At 69.1% G+C, this 16,715-nt stretch carries 19 protein-coding genes and 2 pseudogenes; 11 read left to right on the top strand and 10 right to left on the bottom strand.

What is annotated here, in order from left to right; translation table 11 throughout:
• Positions 1-45 precede the first annotated feature (45 nt).
• The 3 genes from ACLL9L_RS15975 to ACLL9L_RS15965 are packed head-to-tail and all read right to left on the bottom strand — an operon-like array spanning position 46 to position 2,290.
• On the bottom strand, positions 46-1,512 hold the full coding sequence (locus ACLL9L_RS15975) for a dihydrolipoyl dehydrogenase family protein (protein ID WP_411285644.1): 1,467 nt from the start codon (positions 1,510-1,512) through the stop codon (positions 46-48).
• Positions 1,509-1,787, bottom strand: coding sequence for a zf-HC2 domain-containing protein (locus ACLL9L_RS15970; RefSeq protein ID WP_411285643.1), 279 nt, complete (start codon positions 1,785-1,787; stop codon positions 1,509-1,511). The genes ACLL9L_RS15975 and ACLL9L_RS15970 overlap by 4 nt, the downstream gene beginning before the upstream one ends.
• Positions 1,784-2,290, bottom strand: a complete 507-nt coding sequence (locus tag ACLL9L_RS15965) for an RNA polymerase sigma factor (RefSeq protein ID WP_411285642.1) — start codon at positions 2,288-2,290, stop codon at positions 1,784-1,786. Before ACLL9L_RS15965 ends, ACLL9L_RS15970 begins: the two co-directional genes overlap by 4 nt.
• Positions 2,291-2,672: 382 nt before the next feature.
• On the opposite strand from ACLL9L_RS15965, the pseudogene ACLL9L_RS15960 reads away from it, so the two are divergent.
• From ACLL9L_RS15960 to ACLL9L_RS15935, 6 genes and pseudogenes are all read left to right on the top strand, one after another.
• A pseudogene (locus tag ACLL9L_RS15960) lies at positions 2,673-3,802 on the top strand (transposase).
• Positions 3,803-3,811: 9 nt separating this feature from the next.
• A complete protein-coding gene (locus ACLL9L_RS15955; RefSeq protein WP_411285641.1) occupies positions 3,812-4,120 on the top strand; it encodes a class I SAM-dependent methyltransferase in 309 nt (102 codons plus the stop codon).
• Between the two features lie 377 nt (positions 4,121-4,497).
• Positions 4,498-5,058, top strand: a complete 561-nt coding sequence (locus tag ACLL9L_RS15950) for a hypothetical protein (RefSeq protein ID WP_411285640.1) — start codon at positions 4,498-4,500, stop codon at positions 5,056-5,058.
• Between the two features lie 30 nt (positions 5,059-5,088).
• Positions 5,089-5,283, top strand: a pseudogene (locus tag ACLL9L_RS15945) (glutaredoxin domain-containing protein); the annotation flags it as partial.
• Positions 5,284-5,942: 659 nt separating this feature from the next.
• Positions 5,943-6,086 (top strand): DUF427 domain-containing protein, encoded by a 144-nt coding sequence (locus tag ACLL9L_RS15940; RefSeq protein WP_411285639.1) that lies wholly within the window; start codon positions 5,943-5,945, stop codon positions 6,084-6,086.
• A 121-nt stretch (positions 6,087-6,207) separates the two neighbouring features.
• The gene (locus ACLL9L_RS15935; RefSeq protein WP_411285638.1) at positions 6,208-6,630 is read left to right on the top strand and encodes a transposase; all 423 of its coding nucleotides are present in this window, start codon (positions 6,208-6,210) and stop codon (positions 6,628-6,630) included.
• On the opposite strand, the gene ACLL9L_RS15930 is transcribed toward ACLL9L_RS15935, so the two are convergent.
• The 5 genes from ACLL9L_RS15930 to ACLL9L_RS15910 all read right to left on the bottom strand — a co-directional run bounded on the left by ACLL9L_RS15930 (position 6,530) and on the right by ACLL9L_RS15910 (position 11,600).
• Positions 6,530-7,804, bottom strand: a complete 1,275-nt coding sequence (locus ACLL9L_RS15930; protein ID WP_411285637.1) for an ABC transporter substrate-binding protein — start codon at positions 7,802-7,804, stop codon at positions 6,530-6,532. The two genes, ACLL9L_RS15935 and ACLL9L_RS15930, sit on opposite strands and share 101 nt — an antisense overlap.
• 83 nt (positions 7,805-7,887) lie before the next feature.
• Complete coding sequence (locus ACLL9L_RS15925; RefSeq protein WP_411285636.1) at positions 7,888-9,039, bottom strand: branched-chain amino acid ABC transporter permease; 1,152 nt, start codon at positions 9,037-9,039, stop codon at positions 7,888-7,890.
• Complete coding sequence (locus ACLL9L_RS15920; RefSeq protein WP_411285635.1) at positions 9,032-9,913, bottom strand: branched-chain amino acid ABC transporter permease; 882 nt, start codon at positions 9,911-9,913, stop codon at positions 9,032-9,034. Before ACLL9L_RS15920 ends, ACLL9L_RS15925 begins: the two co-directional genes overlap by 8 nt.
• Positions 9,910-10,797, bottom strand: a complete 888-nt coding sequence (locus ACLL9L_RS15915; protein WP_411285634.1) for an ABC transporter ATP-binding protein — start codon at positions 10,795-10,797, stop codon at positions 9,910-9,912. Before ACLL9L_RS15915 ends, ACLL9L_RS15920 begins: the two co-directional genes overlap by 4 nt.
• Positions 10,797-11,600, bottom strand: coding sequence for an ABC transporter ATP-binding protein (locus tag ACLL9L_RS15910; RefSeq protein WP_411285678.1), 804 nt, complete (start codon positions 11,598-11,600; stop codon positions 10,797-10,799). Before ACLL9L_RS15910 ends, ACLL9L_RS15915 begins: the two co-directional genes overlap by 1 nt.
• A 164-nt stretch (positions 11,601-11,764) precedes the next feature.
• Between ACLL9L_RS15910 and ACLL9L_RS15905 the strand changes: the two genes are divergently transcribed.
• Positions 11,765-12,712: a DNA glycosylase AlkZ-like family protein gene (locus ACLL9L_RS15905; protein WP_411285633.1), complete on the top strand. Its 948-nt coding sequence runs from the start codon at positions 11,765-11,767 to the stop codon at positions 12,710-12,712.
• A 144-nt stretch (positions 12,713-12,856) separates the two neighbouring features.
• Here ACLL9L_RS15905 and ACLL9L_RS15900 read toward each other — a convergent pair whose 3' ends face one another.
• Positions 12,857-13,228, bottom strand: a complete 372-nt coding sequence (locus tag ACLL9L_RS15900; RefSeq protein ID WP_411285632.1) for an MFS transporter — start codon at positions 13,226-13,228, stop codon at positions 12,857-12,859.
• Positions 13,229-13,655: 427 nt separating this feature from the next.
• Between ACLL9L_RS15900 and ACLL9L_RS15895 the strand changes: the two genes are divergently transcribed.
• The 4 genes from ACLL9L_RS15895 to ACLL9L_RS15880 all read left to right on the top strand — a co-directional run bounded on the left by ACLL9L_RS15895 (position 13,656) and on the right by ACLL9L_RS15880 (position 16,010).
• Positions 13,656-14,108, top strand: a complete 453-nt coding sequence (locus tag ACLL9L_RS15895; RefSeq protein ID WP_411285631.1) for a MerR family DNA-binding protein — start codon at positions 13,656-13,658, stop codon at positions 14,106-14,108.
• The gene (locus ACLL9L_RS15890) at positions 14,105-15,331 is read left to right on the top strand and encodes an MFS transporter (protein WP_411285630.1); all 1,227 of its coding nucleotides are present in this window, start codon (positions 14,105-14,107) and stop codon (positions 15,329-15,331) included. The genes ACLL9L_RS15895 and ACLL9L_RS15890 overlap by 4 nt, the downstream gene beginning before the upstream one ends.
• Before the next feature lie 238 nt (positions 15,332-15,569).
• Entirely contained in the window at positions 15,570-15,701 is a 132-nt protein-coding gene (locus ACLL9L_RS15885) for a hypothetical protein (RefSeq protein ID WP_411285629.1), read from the top strand.
• 93 nt (positions 15,702-15,794) lie between these two features.
• Positions 15,795-16,010 carry a hypothetical protein gene (locus ACLL9L_RS15880; protein WP_411285628.1) on the top strand — a complete coding sequence of 72 codons (216 nt, stop codon included), beginning with the start codon at positions 15,795-15,797 and terminating at the stop codon, positions 16,008-16,010.
• A 474-nt stretch (positions 16,011-16,484) separates the two neighbouring features.
• On the opposite strand, the gene ACLL9L_RS15875 is transcribed toward ACLL9L_RS15880, so the two are convergent.
• The coding region (locus ACLL9L_RS15875) for a hypothetical protein (RefSeq protein ID WP_411285627.1) at positions 16,485-16,715 on the bottom strand (231 nt) is incomplete at its 5' end.

Genomic DNA, 16,715 nt, shown 5'->3' with positions numbered 1-16,715 from the left:
ACGGACTTCGCTGATCTCGGCGGTGTCACGCGCCGACCAGTCCAGTCAGTGGTCCCGGCTCACCCACCATGTACGCGCCCGGGACAGCGCGCCCAGGGCACGCTGGGCGGCGGGGCGTTCGAGCTGGTCCTGGACGTCGGAGATCGCGGCATTCCACGGTCCGTCGTTGTAGGTGGGGTAGGCGTGGGTCACGCCGGCTAGATCGCGGGTCGTGAGTCCCCGGGCGATGGCCAGGGTCAGCTCACCGAGGGTCTCCCCTGCTCGCGGTCCCACCACCGTGGCACCGAGGACATGGCCGCGATTGTCGATGACGAGACGGGTGAAACCTCCCGACGCTCCCTCCGCGACGGCCCGGTCGACGTGGGAGTGGGACCAGTCGATGGTGCGCAGCCCGGGAGGGACCCGATCGGTCTCGAGTCCGACTGCGGCGACCTCGGGGTCGGTGAAGGTGACGCGGGGCACCGCGGTCAGGTCGACCTTACGGCGTACCCCCAGGATGGCGTTCGACGCGGCCAGGCTCGCGTGCACACCCGCGGTGTGGGTGAACTGAGGATGGCCAGTGAGGTCCCCGGCAGCCCAGATGCGCGGATTGGTCGTACGCAGGAGGGCGTCGACCACGACGAAGCCGCGGTCATCGACCTCGACACCCGCGGCAGCCAGCCCGACGTCGCCGGTGCATGGCGCTCGTCCGACAGCGACCAGGAGGCACGAGAACGGCACCTGCTGCCCGCTCTCGAGGTGGAGCACCCCGCACCCTGAGGCGGTGGGCTCGATCCTGGCGACTCCTGAGCCGGTGTGGAGGTCGACGCCGTCGTCGACCAGGGCGCGGGCGAGCTCCGCTGCCGCGAGAGGGTCCTCGCGAGGCAGGATCCGGGGTGCGCCCTCGACCACAGAGACCTTGCTGCCGAGGCGGGCGAAGGCCTGGCCCAGCTCGCAGCCGATGCTCCCGCCGCCGAGAACCACCAGCTCAGCGGGGAGCTCGCTCAGCCCCCAGACAGTGGCACTGGTCAGGTAGTCGACGTCGCTCAGGCCGGGGATGGAAGGAAGCGCCGGTGAGGCACCGGTGGCGACGAGTGCCTGACGAAACCTCAGGGGCGTCCCGTCGATCTCGGCCGAGTCCGGCCCGGTGAACCGGGCTGTTGCGGTGCGGATAGAGACCGACGCCTTCTCGAGTGCTTCGACAGAATCGACCGGCGCGATGTGCTGGATCGTCGCTCGCACATGCTCCATCACCTTCGCAAAGTCGACGGAGACCGCCGCGACCCCGATGCCGAATTTATGCCCCGTGCGAGCGCTGGCGGCGACGCCCGCGGCGGCCAAGAGCGCCTTGGACGGGACGCAGCCGGTCCACAGACAGTCACCCCCGGTGCGCTCGCGTTCCACAAGGAGGACCCGGGCACCGAGCCGCGCGGCGGTCTTCGCACCGACGATCCCGGCTGTCCCGCCCCCGACGACCAGAAGGTCCCACGGCTCGTCCTGCGAGGCGGCAATGGTCGGCTGGCCGATGGTCACGCGGTGTCCTCGTCGTTGATGGTGGACAGGAAGTGTCGGACCCGGTCGACCGATCGAGGGTCGACGCCCGTTCCGCCTGACCACAGCGAGAGCGCCCGGTGCAGGGCACGGTGTTCAGTGGCGACCTGGGTGCACTTCTCGCACGTCGCGAGATGCCCCTCGAGTCGCGAGATCTCTCCGGGCGTCAGCCGGGCAGCAGGGTCAGCGTCGAGATAGCGCTGGATGCGGCGCGCGGACCATTTGCAGGTCAGCATCTGACGCAGAGTCCCAGTCATGACAGGTCTCCTCGGGTGAGTGGGCTGAATCGGAGCGACGTGCGGACGCGGTCACGTGCGCGACTTAGTCGCGACATCACCGTGCCGACGGGGACCCCCATGACCGCGGCTGCCTCGGCGTAGCTCAGGTCGTGAACGTCTACGAGGATGAGAGCAGCCCGGAAGCGGGGGTCGAGGGCGCGGACGGCTGCGTCGAGGTCCGCGTGCATCTCGTGGTCCACGAAGCTGTCCTCGGCGCTCGGCAGCTCTACCCTGCCGAAGGCCGGCCTGGCGGTCCGGATGAGTTCCCAGTCGCCGATCGTGCCCGGCCGCTGGCGGCGGTGCATGTTGGCGTTCGTGTTGCGCAGGATGGTCAGCAGCCAGGCCCGCGGATGCCGGCCGTCGAAGCGATCGATCGCCCGGTAGGCGCGCAGCAGGGTTTCCTGCACGAGGTCTTCGGCATCGGCCTGGTTCGAGGTGATGGTGAGTGCCACCCTTAACAGGACCTCGATCTCGGGCTCCACCAGCTCTCGGAAGGACGACTTCTGGGTAGCGTCATCGGGGGGTCGAGGGGCCGTCACGACTGGGAAACCCGCTGAGCACGGGTAATGCTTCCCGCGTCGCTTTGCGGTGCTGAGACCATCGGATCCGACACCGTTCTGGCACTCCTACTGGTCCGGTGCTCAGTGCCGGCCCCATCGTCTATCCGAAACGCAAGGGTCCCATGTCGCGCTACACGCACCCGGCCTCGTGGTATGACACGGTGTCGGCGGATCAAGTCCCCTGGAGTGGTGTAACTCGGGTCCTTGATCGGTGGTGAGTGTGTGTCGCTCATGACGTTGAGGGGGCCACCGCGTGAGGCTCTGTGAGTACCGACCAAGGAACTCACGAAAGAGGTATCACCCGATGGCCCTGAACGAGTCTGCCCTGCTCGAGCTGACCGAGGCGATGCGCAGCGCCGATGACGGTTCGCTGATGCGGACCCTGCTGCACACGATCCTGCAGGCGTTGATCGACGCCGAGGCGCAGGCCCACATCGGCGCGGCCCCGCACCAGCGCAGCGAGGCCCGCACGACTCAGCGAAACGGCAGCCGCGAGAAAACGATCGCGACCACCAGCGGGGACCTGACGGTCAAGATCCCCCGGACCCGGACCGGGTCTTTCTTCCCCTCGCTGCTGCACCCGCGGCGGCGGATCGACGTGGCGTTGCACGCGGTGGTGATGGAGGCCTACGTGCGCGGCGTCTCGACCCGTAAGGTCGACGATCTGGTCGCCGCTCTCGGGGCGGAGTCGGGGATCTCCAAGTCCGAGGTCTCGAGGATCTGCGGGGAGCTGGACGAGGAGGTCGCGACGTTCAACGGCCGGGACCTGTCCGAGCAGGCCTTCCCGTTCGTCTTCCTCGACGCGACCTACGGCAAGGCGCGGGCTCGCTGCGGGAGCGGGGCCTGACCGGGGTGCAGTTGGTGATCTCCGATCACCACCGCGGCTTGATGAACGCCATCGACGCGACGATGATCGGCGCAGGGTGGCAGCGCTGCCGGGTCCACTTCATGAGGAACGTCCTGACCCGGGTGCCCAAGGGACACTCCGAGATGGTCGCGGCGGCGATCCGGACCATCTTCGCCCAACCCACCGGGCCGCTGGTGCGCGAGCACGTCGAGATCGTCGCGACCATGCTGTCACCCCAGTTCCCCGCTGTCGCCACGATGCTGCGCGACGCGAAGGAGCAGATCAGCGCGTTCGCGGACTTCCCCGAGGCGCACTGGCGCGAGATCTGGTCGACCAACCCGCTGGAGCGCCTCAACCGCGAGGTCAAGCGCCGCACCGACGTCGTCGGGATCTTCCCCAACCCCCAGGCCCTGACCCGGCTGGCGACCTGCGTCCTGATCGAGGCCCACGACGAATGGCAGGTCGCCGAGCGCCGCTACCTCTCCGAGGAATCGATGGCCCAACTCACCCCGCCGGCACCCACCGCCCTCGACACACCGGCTCAGGAGGTGACCGACGCGCCGACCGCACTGACTGACAACCCGTAGAGAATCACGGTGACGAGTCACATCACTCCACGGGACTTGCCCGTGTCGGCGGCGCCGATCTACGGAGTCGGTCGCGAGCGTGCCATTCCTGCCCTGCACCTGCGGGAGGGATCCCGGGTGCTGGACATCGGCTGCGGGACCGGGCTCAACTTCCCACGCCTGCTCGCCGCCGTCGGTCGGAGCGGACAAGTTGTCGGCGTGGACCACAGCGGCGAGATGCTCGAGGTGGCACGACGCAAGACGATCAAGTGCCACCGGACTGGACGCCCCCCGGCGCGCCATCCGACGCGGTGCTCTTCACCTTCTCGCTGTCGCTGATGACCAGCTGGGACCAGGCGTGGCGGCAGGCCACCTCCTTGGCCCGCCTTGGTGGTCGCGCTGCAATCGTCGACATGGAGCCGCCCCACGGTTGGGCCCGGTTTCTCGATCCGGCTGCTCGTCTGGCCTGTTGGCTGGGCGGCGCCGACATCAACGCGCGTCCGTGGACTCTGCTCGAGCGAACAGCACACGACGTGCAGTCCTGGAGCTTGCGCGGTGGCCACGTCCAGGTGCGGGTCCGGACGCTCTGACCCGCAATCGGCCAAGCAGCGTGGTCGGTTTACAGACACACGCTGGAGCTCCGGGATGCTGACAGTTAGGTCACCGGGTTCCCATGGCAGATCGGCCCATCGACACGACTTCACCCGGAGGACACCATGAGCACCGACACCCAGGCCCCCACCACCGGAACCCGCATCGCCCGTGCCGCGTTGATCGGCGCGGTCGCGGGCGTCATCGCGTCGCTCATGATGGCCGCCTACGCGATGATCGCCGCCGCGACCTACCAGGGCTCCGGCTTCTTCACACCGCTTTACCACATCGCTTCAGTCTTCATCTCTCCGGCCGACATGATGTTCTCGATGAAGAGCGCCACCATGGGTGACTCGAACTTCGAGTTCTTCGCCGGCCCTGCCCTCCTGGGAGCACTCATCCACATGATGGTCGGCGCGATGTACGGCGTCGGCTTCGGCGTCCTCGCTAGCCTGACCCGGATCCGCGGGATGGCTCTGGTCGCCGCCGCCATCGTCTGGGGCGGCCTCGTCTTCGTGGTCAGCTCCTTCGTGGGGCTCCCCCTGGCCGCCGCGATCTTCAACAGTGGGGACCAGATCACCAACATGGCCGTGCTCGTCGGCTACGGCACCTTCTTCGTCGAGCACCTGATCTTCGGGCTCTTCCTGGGCCTCATCCTCCTCATGGGCGCCAAGCGCGCGCACTGAACACCAACCTCCCGCAGTCGAGGACGAGCAATGACCGAGACCAGCCCGACCGCCACCGTCATCGAGGTGATGTGGCGGCCCGGCTGCCCCTCCTGCGCCTCCCTGCGTCGTGGCCTGAGCCGCGCGGGCGTGGCGACCATCGAGCACGACATCTGGTCCTCGGCAGACGCGGCGGCTCGGGTGCGCGGGGCCACGCGTGGCGACGAGACGGTGCCCACCGTCTTCGTGGGCGACCGGGCACTGGTGAACCCCTCCGTGCGTGAGGTGGTCGACGCGATCAGGGCCGCCGAACCCGACTTTGAGTCCGTCTCGACACCAGCGACTGGTCGCGAAGGGGGCGACGGCACGAGGTCGATTCTCAACCCGGGACTCACCTGGACGCTGGTTGTCGCGGTGGTCTGGTCCGTGCTCGCCGCTTGGCGACCCACGACCACATGGCACCTCGCGCCGCTGATCCTCGGCGCCGCTTGGCCTTGGATCGTAGGCCAGGACAGCGCACCCGGTGACCATTCGGCGCGGTCTCGCATCATCCTCTCCGGCGCGGCCGGGCTCAGCGCCGCCCTGGCACTCACCGGGGTGCTGTCGGCCTCTGGTCGACTGGACGGACCCACGTGGAAAGGATCGAGCACCCCTGTGGCCGAGGCGCTCCTCCTTTCCGTTGTCGGCGCCGCCATCGCAACGACCGTGGGACTGGCTCGCGCCATCCGCCGCACGACCAGCGCCTCAGCGCTGCTGGGGTCCAGTCAAGTCGCCACGTCGGATGACATTGTCACGGTCGAGGGAATCGCCTACTTCCCCATGCACAGCGTCCACGAGGGAGTCCTGCAACCCAGCAGTACCACGACCGTCTGCCCCCCTGGAAGGGCGTCGCGAGCTACTGCGACGTGCACGTCGACGGACAGGATGTCCCAGACGGAGCTTTCACCTACCGCCATCCCTCACCGCTTGCCCGTCGTATCAAGGGCAGGGTCGCGTTCTGGAACGGGATCGAGATCGAGATCGATACGTCCCCGCGGGGAGCGGACTGACACCACTCCATCGGGGACACCCGTTGCGCTGGTCCGCCTCTGGGCGCACAACCGGCTACCAGACTCGTGATCGAGTGAGGTTCCCCCTGGATCGTGGAGGCATCGGCTATGAGGAGATGCCATGCCAGAGAAGAGACGGAAGCTCGACAAGGAGTTCCGCGAGGGCGCGGTCCGGTTCGTCCGGGAGTCCAGCAAAACGATCGCCCAGGTCGCCCGCGAGCTGGGTGTCAACGTGGGCACGCTGGGCAACTGGTGGGCCAGGGACCGGGCCGCGCGCCAAGGCACCGATGGTCTGTCGGTCGATGACGCGACGGAGCCATTCGACATGCGCTGCAGCCGCCCACCCAGGCTGGGAGCTCACCCCGCGAGTCTCCCGCGCAGGGGGTGGGGTGGGAAAGATGACCCACCCCCCCGTTCACGTCACGGGAGGTGGACGGGAGCCGTCACTTCTGGAACGGCGTTTTGTACGACGCGGCCTCGGGGGCGGTATAGGGCTGCTTCTCGACGAGCTCAAGGCCGCCCTCGACCTTGGCCGGCTTCATGATCCACACCGCGCGGGTCGACGGAGAGCCGAGGCTCGTGAAGTCGAGCACCCCCGGCGCGAGACCACCGGTGTCGACCATCGTCTTGGCCCGGGCGTTAAGGATCCCCTGGCGGGTGAGGTCGCCCGCGTCGCACGCCGTCTTGAGGATCTGGCCCCACGTCTCGCCGAAGGTGTAGCCGACGAGCGGCCCGAAGGTCGGGGTGTCGGTGTACTTTGCCTTGTACTTCGCGGCCAGGGCCTTGACAACGGGCGCATCGGAGGCGAACGGCTGGATGCCCGCGACGGTGATGAACTGGCCACTCGTGAGGGCGGCCGCGGCCGGGGTGGCGAGCAGCTGGGGCGCGAAGGTGGGGTTGTTGCCGAACACCGGCACGTCCAGACCCTGGGCCGCCGCCTGGCCGACTGCGGAGGCGGTCTGGGCCGGTGTCGTCGTGAGGAGGATGGCCTTCACCCCGGCGCTCTTGAGCTGGGTGATGGCGCTCGTCAGGTCCGAGTCGGTCGAGGTGACCGCGGCCTGGACGACCTTCATCTTGTGGGCGTCGGCGAAGTAGGTGGAACCCTTGAGGCCGTTCTTGCCGTACTCCGAGTCGACGTAGATGTGTCCGAGGGTGTCGCCCTCCATGATCTTCCCCTTGCTGAGGAGGTAAGCCAGACCGTCGACCATCTCGACGTCGTACGTTGCGCCGACCATGACGACCTCGGGGACGTCGAGGTTGGTCGAGGCCCACGACGACGGCACCGCGGCGATGTTGTCGTCGGTGATCGGCTTCTTCAGGGCGGCGAGGATCGGCGAGCCGAGGAGCTGGACGTAGCCGAGCACCTGGCCCTTGCTCTGCTGGTAGAGCGGGACGGCCTTCTCGGCCGAGTAGCCGTGGTCCTGGGTGGTGATCTTGATCTGCCGGCCGCAGATGCCGCCCTTGGCGTTGACGTCCTCGGCCCACATCTGGGTGCCCTGGGTGATGCCGAGGCCGAGGATCTTGAAGACCCCTGAGAGGTCGGTGAGGTTGCCGAGGGTGATCTCCTTGTCGGTCACCCCGACGTCGGTCTTCACCCCGCCCGGCCCGCCGGAGGCGCTGCCGCTGCCGACCGTGGCCTTGGTGCTGCAGCCCGCGAGGGCCACCGAGACCGCCACTGCCGAGACGACGACCGATCTCGCGATCTTCGAACTGCCCATGGTGCTGTCCTTTCTGGTGCCCCGGACACCGGTGTCCGGGGGGTGGGGGATATCGGGCCCGCGCGCGGGCCCGACGGACGCCATCAGCTGCGGTGCAGCCGGGCGACGAGCTTGCGGCCGATCCCGGCGAAGCCACCGGGCTCGAAGAGGATAATGAGGACGACGAGGGCGCCGTAGACGAGGTTTGTCACGACGACCGGGGAGAAGTCGGTGCCGCTGACCGCGGTCGCGCTGCCGTCGCCCTGAGTGAGCAGCGGGATGACCAGAGGCAAGCCGAAGACGATCCCCGATCCGAGGATGGCGCCGCCGAGGGAGCCACGACCGCCGATGACGACCATCGCCAGATAGGCGATGGCGACGGTCGTGCTGTAGGTGCCGGCGTCCGCGGCCTCGTCGGGCTTGAGCAGTCCGTCGTACCACCAGACGACCATGACGCCGGCGAGCCCGGCATACGCCGACGAGACGGCGAAGGCGACCGCCTTCTGCCGCACCACCGAGACACCCATCACCGTCGCGGCGGCCTCGTTGTCGCGCACGGCCCGCCAGGCACGGCCGATGCGCCCCCGGAGGGCGCCGCGCGCGACAGCATACGCGATGGCGGCGAGGACAGCGTAGAGCCACCAGAGGCGCTCGTTCTGGCCGATCGGCACGTCGAGGATGTAGAGGCTCGGCGACTTCTCGCCGAAGTTGAACCCGAAGAGGTGCAGGTCGTTCGCCTGGCGACCGCTGGACGTCGGGCCGACGAGGCTCGGGAGCGAGCGGGCCAGCCACCACCCGAGAAAGACGAGGCTGAGCGAGGCGACCCCGAGGTAGATGCCGCTGAGCCGGCCGGAGACCGGGGCGAACGCCGCCCCCACGAGGCCGCTGATCGCGACGGCCAGCACAAGCGCGAGGAAGGTCGGCAGGTGCAGGCCGACGAAGCCGTCGGAGCCGTCGCCGGAGAGCACGGCGTAGCTCACTCCCCCGACGAGGAGGAAGAATGAGTGGGCGAGGGAGAGCTGGCCGGCCTGCCCGATGAGCATGGTCAGCCCCATCGCGCCGACGGCGCCGGTCATCACCCAGGTGCCGACCGTGAGGTACTGCCCCGGGAGGTAGATCGGGGCGAGGAACATCACGACGGCCAGCAGGAGGAAGCCGGCCCAGCGCAGGGGCCGGGCGCGGCGGGCGCCACCGAAATCGATTGCGGTGGATGTCGGGGTCGGGGATGCGGTCGCGGGTGCGCTGGTGTCAGACACGACGCTGCTCCACCTGCCCGAACAGGCCCGAGGGGCGGGCGACGAGGACCACGAGCATAACGAGGTAGACCGCGACCTTGGCGAAGTCCTGGCTGATGTACTGCTGCGAGAATGCCTCGGCCAGACCGACGACCAGGCCGCCGACGACGGCGCCACCGGGCGAGGTGAGCCCCCCGAGGATGGCCGCGGGGAACGCCGCGAAGGCGATCGTGTGTGCGGCCGTCAGGCCCGCTCCTCCGGCGATGGGCAGGGTCGCGATGAAGAGGATGGCGATGCCCGCGAGGGCACCTCCCACCGCCCACGCGCTGGCGGTCACCCGCGAGCTGCGGATGCCCATGAGGGCCGCCGCCTCCTTGTTCTCGGACTGCGCGCGCATCGCCAGGCCCCACGACGACCAGCGGAACGCGGCGAAGAATACCGCGATGAGGACGAGGGCGGTGAGCAGCGCGACGATCTGCGGACCCTCAACGCTGGCTCCGAGGACGGTGAAGCGGATCTCCTGGTACGGGTCGCCGAGGAACGGGGCGGCCGCCGTGCCGAGGCGGCGGCTGATCTCTGTGAGGATGAAGATGTCGACCCCGATCGTGAGGATGGCCAACGAGTCCTCGGACGCCATCCGGGCGCGCGCGAGGAGGATCCGCTCGAGGAGGAACCCCAGCAGCGCGGCGCCGAGCACCCCGCAGAGCGCGCCGGCGAACCAGCCGATCTGCGACTTGAGCTCGAAGGTGAGGTAGCCACCGAACAACGCGAGCGACCCGTGGGCGAAGTTGATCACCTCGGTCGCCTTGTAGATGACGACGAAACCGAGGGCCAGCAGCGCGAAGATCGCGCCCCGACCGGTGCCGTTAAGCAGTACCTGGACGAGGGTGCTCATGCGGGGGTCTCCTTCTCGTCGGGCTGGGGGTGGGGTGCCGATGCGGGCGCGGCGGGGGCATCGTGCGTCTGGCTGCCCTCGGCCCCGAGATAGGCCCGGATGACGGAGGGGTCCTTCTGCACGACCGCGGGCACGTCGTCGGCGATGAGCCGTCCGAAGTCGAGCACCGTGACCTGGTCGGCGATGCCCATGACGAGGCTCATGTCATGCTCCACCAACAGGATCGAGATCCCAAGCCCCTCGCGGATGTCGTGGATCAGTCCTGCCATCTCAGCAGTCTCGGAGGAGTTCATCCCCGCCGCGGGCTCGTCGAGCATCAGTATGGTGGGCTCCACGGCCAGGGCTCGGGCGATGTCGACGCGCTTCTGGTCGCCGTACGACAGCACGCCGGCCGGCTTGTGCAGGTGCGCCGCGATGCCGATGAAGTCGCAGATCTCGGCGGCGCGCTCCTGATGCCGGCGCTCGGCCCGCATGGTCCACGGCAACCGCAGGCCGTAGGCGAGGAACCCCCCGGAGGTAAGGGAGTACCTCCCGAGCATGACGTTGTCGAGGACGCTCGAGCTTCCGACGAGGGCGAGGTTCTGGAAGGCGCGGCCGACGCCGAGCGCGGCGATCCGGTGGGCCGGCGTGTCAGTGAGGACCTTGTCCCCCAACAGGATCCGACCCTCGGTGGGCGGGTAGATGCCCGTGATGGCGTTGAAGCAGGTCGACTTGCCCGCGCCGTTGGGGCCGATGAGGGCGTGGATAGTGCCCGGTCGCACGGTGAACGAGACGTCCTGCAGCGCGACGATGCCGCCAAAGCGGATGGTGAGCCCCTCGACGGACAGCGGGCGCACGTCACGGCCGGCGTCGGGCGTGACGTGCGCGGGGGCGGCGGTGGCCATCAGCCCCTCCAGAGCGAGAGCGTACGGCGCGACGTGTGCCGCACCCGTTCGAGATCGGCCTGCGCGGTGGCAGCGCTTTCGGCGTGCCCGCCGAGGTAGAGCAGTTGCACGTCCTCGGAGGCGGCGAGCTCCTCGGCGGTGCCGCTGAGGGCGACCTCGCCCACCTCGAGCACGACGGCCCGGTGGGCCACCCGCAGAGCCATCGTCGCGTTCTGCTCGACGAGGACGACCGCGGTGCCGCTGGCGTTGATCTCGGTGACGATCGAGCCGATCCTGTCGATCATCTGGGGGGCCAGTCCGAGGGACGGCTCGTCGAGCAGGAGGATCGCGGGGTCGCACATGAGGGCGCGACCGATGGCGAGCATCTGCTGCTCCCCGCCCGAGAGCAGGCCGCCGGGCTGGTCGACCCGCTCCTCCAGCCGGGGAAAGAGCTCAAAGACGCGGCCCCGGGCGGCCTCCCGGCGCTTGGGGTCGGCCGAGAGCCCGCCGACGCGGAGGTTCTCATCGACGCTCATCCGGCCGAAGATCTGTCGCCCCTCCGGTACCTGCAGCAGTCGAAGGCGCACGATGGATGCCGGGTCGAGGGAGTGGATCGGCCTGCCACGGAACGTGATCGAGCCAGCCGTGAGCGCCCCGCCGTGCAGCGGGAGGGTCCCGGAGATCGCCCGGAGGAGCGTCGACTTCCCGGCCCCGTTGCTGCCGAGGACGGCCAGCACCTCTCCGTCCGCCACCTCGAAGCCGACGCCACGCAGGGCCTGCACCGAGCGTCCGTACCTCACGGACACCCCGTCGAGCTCCAGCACCTCGGTCTCCCCTCGTTGTCGCGTCGTCGCGGCCATCCGTGGGGCGACACTACCCACGCGACGCACGGATCACCGGGGCCTCAGGGGTAACTGTTGTGCAACGGGGTCCCGCGGTGCGCCGAACGGTCGGCCCGACGCGACCAACGGGCATCGGCTCCGGGCCGATGCGCCTCAGGACCTCTGTCGCGACGGGCTCGGGCGGCGGGCGAGACCCAAAGCGACCAGGGCGCTGGTGGCTGTCGGTGGGTTTCACCATCGTGCCCCGGATGTCGATCACCTGGTCGCAGGCCCTCGCCTGGGTGAGGCAGCGGCAGCTGCTCGAGCCCGTCGGACGTGAGTCGGTCGCCGACGTAGTGCGCCGGCTCGGGGCGGTCCTGGCGGTGGACGACAGCGCGGCCGAGCTCGCCGTCCGCATGCGGCGGGCCCACTCGCGAGCCGGAGAGGTCGTCCGTGCCCTCGAAGACGGGAGGCTCATCCAGGCGTTCGCGCTCCGGGGCGCGATGCCCTACCTCTCACCCGAGGACGGCGGGGCCCACCTCGCGCTGCGGTCGGCCGGTCGCCAGTGGGAGCAGCCGAGCTGGCAGGAGTACTACGAGTTGGGGGCGGGTGACTGGCCGGCGTTCCGTGAGACGGTCCGCCAGGCACTTGCGAACGGTCCGCTGACCGTCGCGCGAGCTGGGTGCGGCGGTGACGCGCACGGCGGCATACCGGCACCTGCGACACGTCTTCGACGAAGGCGCGGACACGCTGATCAAGCCCTTGACCTGGCAGGGCGACATGAGCTTCGGTCCACCCCGGAACGGGCAGCACACCTTCCAGCGACTCGAAGAGAACGCGCGCTGGGCGGGGGTGTGGGATCTCGACGATGCGGGGCCGCACGCGTTGGTCGCGCACTTCCGTGCCTACGGGCCAGCGACCGCGGACGCTTCACTACTGGCTCGGCAACGGGCGCAGCGCTGCCGACGTGCAGCGGGAGTGGGAGGGCCATCAGCAGCACAAACAGTGCGCCCACGAAGACCCCGGCCGGGGATGATCCGGGCGCGCCCGGACCGATCGGCGGCGCGACCGATGACCGGACCGAGCACGAACCCGGGGATGCCGTAGCCCTGTAGTGCCAGCCCCATCGCAACCTCACCGAGCCCGAAACGTTGCTTCGGGTACAGGCCCAATCATGTGTAGACCCCGGAATGCAGCACCGCGTTGATCAGCACGTAGCTGGAGGTGCGTCGACCGCGGCGACTGCTCAGCAGGGCGCGTTACCGGCGCCCGGGACCCGAGCAGCAGCAGCAGGAGCAGCAGGCCGCCGGCCGCGACGGCGAGAAACAGCCCCGGCCGGCCGAAGGCGATTCGGCCAGCGCACCGGCTGTCGAGCCCCCAGCGATCTCGCCGGCCATGCCCCCGAACAACCACCCCAAGGCACGCTCTCGTTGGTGGAACGGGAACAGGTCACCGATCAGGGCCAGCGCGATCGGCACTACTCCGCTCGCGCCGACAGCGGTGGCCACCCGCATCCGGATGAACCCGGCGGCGCTGTCGACCACCGATGTCGCGGCGGTCAACACGATGAACGCCACCATGGACCCGAGGATGATCGGGCCGCGCCCGAGCCGGTCCGACAACGGCCCCACGCCAAGGTCATCCCCCCGTAGGGCACCAGGTACGCGGGCACCGCCAAGCCCACCATCCCGGTGGTGGTCCCGAGCACCTCCGCCAGACGGGGCAGGACCGGGGCGATCATGAATGCCTGAACGAAGATCAAGAACCCGGCCGCAGTGAGCAGCGCCAGCAGCCCACGCGGTGAAGTGGGCCGCAGCCCGGGCTTGGACACGTCGCGACTCTCCTTTGGCGCATTACCGATGGGCCGTTCGATGGTGCGGTGCAACGTAGGTCTGCGGGCACCGCGGGGACGCGACAACCCGTCCCGGGCGCGCCATCTCGGTGGATCGGGTTGATTGATCTGATCTGATCGGCTGGCGTGGCCCCGGGAACGACTCTGCAACCTTGCCCCCGGGGTAAGGTCAAGCGCCGATGGCCAGACCACGCGAAGGGGCTTTGATGCAGTTGGTGACCGTCGGGCGAGCAGCAGCGCTGACCGGGTTGAGCGCCAAAGCCATCCGGCTGTACGAACGTCGGGGACTGTTGCCCGAGGCCGAGCGCACCGACTCCGGATACCGACTATTCACCACCGACGACGTCGCGGTCCTGCACTTCATTCGCCGCGCCAAGGCCTTGGATCTGGGCCTGGACGAGATCAGGGACATCCTCGACCTGCAACGCTGCGGGGAGCAGCCCTGCCAGCGGGTCGCCGCGATCCTCGACGGGCACCTCGCCGAGATCGACCAGAAAATCACCAACCTGCGGCGGCTGCGCCAGTCCCTGCTGACGGCGCGGCGGGCCGCCACCGACGCCCGCCGCGGTGGCAACGACGCCGTCATCTGCCAGATCATCGAATCCACGACAGGCAAGAGGGCCGACCCCGCCGCACCGGCAGAGGTCACCCGCGGATGACCCGCGCTCCTTCCCGCCGGGTCGGGCTGACCCAGGTCCTCACCCGCCCCGGCTACCGGCGACTGTGGTCGGCGCGGACCGTGTCGCAATGGGGCGACGTATTCGCAACGGTGGCGCTGGCGCTGCTGGTGTTCGACCTGACCGGGTCCCCGCTCGGCGTCAGCGCGGTGGTGGTCGCCGAGATCGTCCCGGTGCTGCTGCTCGCCCCGGTTGCGGGCACCCTGGTCGACCGGCTGCCGCGAGTGACGGTCATGATCGCGGCGGACCTGTGGCGCGCTGTGCTGGCCGCCGCGCTGATGCTGGCCGGGCATCACCTGATCGCGGTCTACGTGATCGCCTTCGGGCTCTCGGCCGGGGCGGTGCTGTTCAACCCCGCGGCCAGCAGCGCGCTGCCCGCCCTCGTCAAGGACGAAGAACTGGTCGCGGCCAACAGCGGGATCTGGACCGCCGCGGTGTTGAGCCAGATCGTGTTGGCACCGATCGCGGGCATCCTCTACGCCCGGTTTGGTGCCGGCCCAGCATTCGGAATCAACGCCGCCAGCTTCCTGCTCAGCGCCGCCCTGCTGGCCGGACTGCGGCTGCCCACGTCGCCACTACCGACGAAACGGCGGGGATTCTTCGCCGACGCCGCCGCCGGGGTCCGGCTTCTGCTCGCCGATCGGCTGCTGCGGGCACTGGGTGCCGGGCAGCTCCTCGCCGCCCTGTCCGCGGGCGCGACCAGCGCCCTGCTGGTGGTGCTCGCCCGCGACCGCCTCGCGCTCGCCCCCAGCGGCTACGGACTACTGCTCGGGGCGATCGGTGTCGGCGCCGTGCTCGGGCCGTTCTTGCTGACCCGACTAATCAGCGACCCGCGACGGCCGGTGTTCGTGTTCGGCCCGTACGTCCTACGGGGCCTGGTGGACCTCCTCCTGGCATCGTTCACCGCCCTCCCGCTGGCCCTGATCGCCCTCGCCGCCTACGGCCTGGGCACCTCCAGCGGAGCAGTGACCTTCAACTCCCTGTTACAGGCCCACACCCCCGAACAGGCCCGCGGCCGGATCTTCGCCAGCTTCGACGTGTTGTGGCAGCTCGGCCGGCTGATCTCCCTGCTCATCGGCGGGGTGCTCGCTGCGGCCTTCGGGATCCAGGCCGTCTACTACCTCGGTGGCGCGCTACTCCTGCTCGCGGCGGGCATCGGATGGACCGCAGCCCGCTGCATCAACACCACCCCAAGCCAAACCTGACGGCAGCGACCAGCCGCCGTGCGTCAGGCAACCCGAACAGCACCGACCGCACGCTCGACATCACGTTCTCCTAGCTCAGTGTGCTGCGGCGGCGAGCTCGGCAACCAATGACCGCAACTCGTCCGCGCCGAAAATTTTGGCTGAGTGCCCAGCCGTCGGCCGGGGTTCGACAGAGGACGATGTTCACGGCGGGAACGCTGGCCCGCCGCCGCACAGTGGCCGAGCCTATGAGCGCCAGATGGCCTCAGATCCCACGCTCAAGGAGACCACCGGACTGGGCCGGGCCGGGTTAAGCCGTTACGCACCTCTCGTCGGACGCGCCTCGGCCATCGACGCATCCGCGGCCATCATGCGGGCCATCTCGGGGTGAGCGCGCATCGCAGCGGCCATGCTGGAGTGCCCCTGCATCTTTCTCGCCAAAAGCGCTCCATTCAGCGTGTCGGCGGAGGCTGCCCCCGGAGCCATGACGATCCCGACCGCAGCGGCAGAAGCGACGGCGATCAGTCGTAGTGAGGTTCTCATTCTGGAAGAGTCCTTTTTGTTGGGTGACATGGGCCCGGCTTCCGTGCTCAAGCCGGTGGTCATCGATCATGGGGCCAAGAAGCGTGGCGCCCCGGCTACGGGTTCGTCTTTCGTCAAGCGCTCCATCCGGGCTGATCAGGGCGAAATGGGCGGGTAGCGCATACAACCGCCACCCGTTCGTCCCTCTCTCCTTCACCAACGACGGACCTACTATTCGACATCGTAGTCCCCTGCGGCCGAGAGCGAAAGCTAGGGATCCTTGGGGCGCAAACTGAGGCGTTGAGCTTGAGTTTTGATTGACGTTCGGAAGTCCGCGGCGCAGCATGGCAAGAGGACCGCGTTTGGCTCCAACCCCTGATGCGTTGGGATCCACGTCGCGTAGGGAGACCGGCGAGGCCTTCCGGGTCGGGATTTCAGCGAAGCGAAGGTGGCCCTAATAACAGAGGCGCGGGTGCCAGCCAGATCAGTGACCGGCCGGCTTCGAGCGCGGCGGGTGGTGCTTGCCCTGATGCAGGCGCGGACCGCTCACAAACAGCGCCTGACGAGAGGCTCAAGGCATCCTCGGCCGCCCACCTCGGCGGTCAGAGGCGAAGCCCCTCACTGGTGGTCGTGGTCGTAAGTTCGTTGGGGGTCATGCGGCGTCGTTGTCGAGTCGGCGCAGGAAGGCGTTGAGGTCGTCTCTGGTGTGGGTCCAGTCGAACGGCTGGGCTGCGTGGTTGTAGCGGTCTTGGAAGGCCAGGACGCATTCGGCGAGGTGGTCGAGGTTCTGGTAGTCGTTGGGGACGGACCGTGGCCGGCGAGCGCCTCGACCAGCCCACGAACGGTGGCCTCGGCCGCCAACTCCGAGCTGGACCACCGTGAC

The organism is Lapillicoccus sp. (assembly GCF_046595215.1).
Classification (GTDB): Bacteria; Actinomycetota; Actinomycetes; order Actinomycetales; family Dermatophilaceae; genus Lapillicoccus.
The sequence above is the reverse complement of the archived record's forward strand: the minus strand, read 5'-3'. Positions and strand labels throughout refer to the sequence as shown.

Bases quoted from the DNA above. Each gene is read 5' to 3' on its own strand.
- ACLL9L_RS15930 (WP_411285637.1), bottom strand. From the start codon at position 7,804: ATGGGCAGTTCGAAGATCGCGAGATCGGTCGTCGTCTCGGCAGTGGCG.
- ACLL9L_RS15920 (WP_411285635.1), bottom strand. From the start codon at position 9,913: ATGAGCACCCTCGTCCAGGTACTGCTTAACGGCACCGGTCGGGGCGCG.
- ACLL9L_RS15935 (WP_411285638.1), top strand. From the start codon at position 6,208: ATGCCAGAGAAGAGACGGAAGCTCGACAAGGAGTTCCGCGAGGGCGCG.
- ACLL9L_RS15885 (WP_411285629.1), top strand. From the start codon at position 15,570: ATGGCCTCAGATCCCACGCTCAAGGAGACCACCGGACTGGGCCGGGCC.
- ACLL9L_RS15905 (WP_411285633.1), top strand. From the start codon at position 11,765: ATGCGCCTCAGGACCTCTGTCGCGACGGGCTCGGGCGGCGGGCGAGAC.
- ACLL9L_RS15915 (WP_411285634.1), bottom strand. From the start codon at position 10,797: ATGGCCACCGCCGCCCCCGCGCACGTCACGCCCGACGCCGGCCGTGAC.
- ACLL9L_RS15880 (WP_411285628.1), top strand. From the start codon at position 15,795: ATGACGATCCCGACCGCAGCGGCAGAAGCGACGGCGATCAGTCGTAGT.
- ACLL9L_RS15970 (WP_411285643.1), bottom strand. From the start codon at position 1,787: ATGACTGGGACTCTGCGTCAGATGCTGACCTGCAAATGGTCCGCGCGC.
- ACLL9L_RS15895 (WP_411285631.1), top strand. From the start codon at position 13,656: ATGCAGTTGGTGACCGTCGGGCGAGCAGCAGCGCTGACCGGGTTGAGC.
- ACLL9L_RS15890 (WP_411285630.1), top strand. From the start codon at position 14,105: ATGACCCGCGCTCCTTCCCGCCGGGTCGGGCTGACCCAGGTCCTCACC.
- ACLL9L_RS15950 (WP_411285640.1), top strand. From the start codon at position 4,498: ATGAGCACCGACACCCAGGCCCCCACCACCGGAACCCGCATCGCCCGT.